The organism is Chitinophaga sp. sic0106, from assembly GCF_019219075.1.
GTDB lineage: Bacteria > Bacteroidota > Bacteroidia > Chitinophagales > Chitinophagaceae > Chitinophaga.
In genome coordinates this window covers 1-314 of the sequence record NZ_JAHUWJ010000059.1, presented here as the reverse complement: position 1 = coordinate 314, position 314 = coordinate 1, and the positions used below count along the sequence as shown (strand labels likewise).

1 protein-coding gene is annotated in these 314 nt (G+C 50.6%); it reads left to right on the top strand.

Annotation, left to right across the window (positions count from 1 at the left end; translation table 11 throughout):
• Positions 1–314: hypothetical protein (locus tag KW844_RS28920; RefSeq protein WP_218380241.1), on the top strand; the 314-nt coding region annotated here is incomplete at both ends.

Below are 314 nucleotides of genomic sequence, written 5' to 3'. Positions count from 1 at the left end.
AGTGCAGTACACTGGTGCAAACGCTGCTCCTGTTGTAAGTGATATCCATGATCCAAAAGCTACCATCACGGTAACACCTGGAGATCAGGTACAACTGACCTGGACAGTTACCAGCATGGTAAATGGCACCATCATCACCACTTGCCCAGCTACTACCGATGTAGTAACTATCTATAACTACGCTGCAAACCCAGCCGCCAACGCGGGAGCAGATCAGGAAGATTGCGGTAGAACTACTGCCTTCACCCTGGATGCCACCCCTGTGGTATCTACTGGAAACATCCAGCAGATTGGTACCTGGACGGTGCAGTACA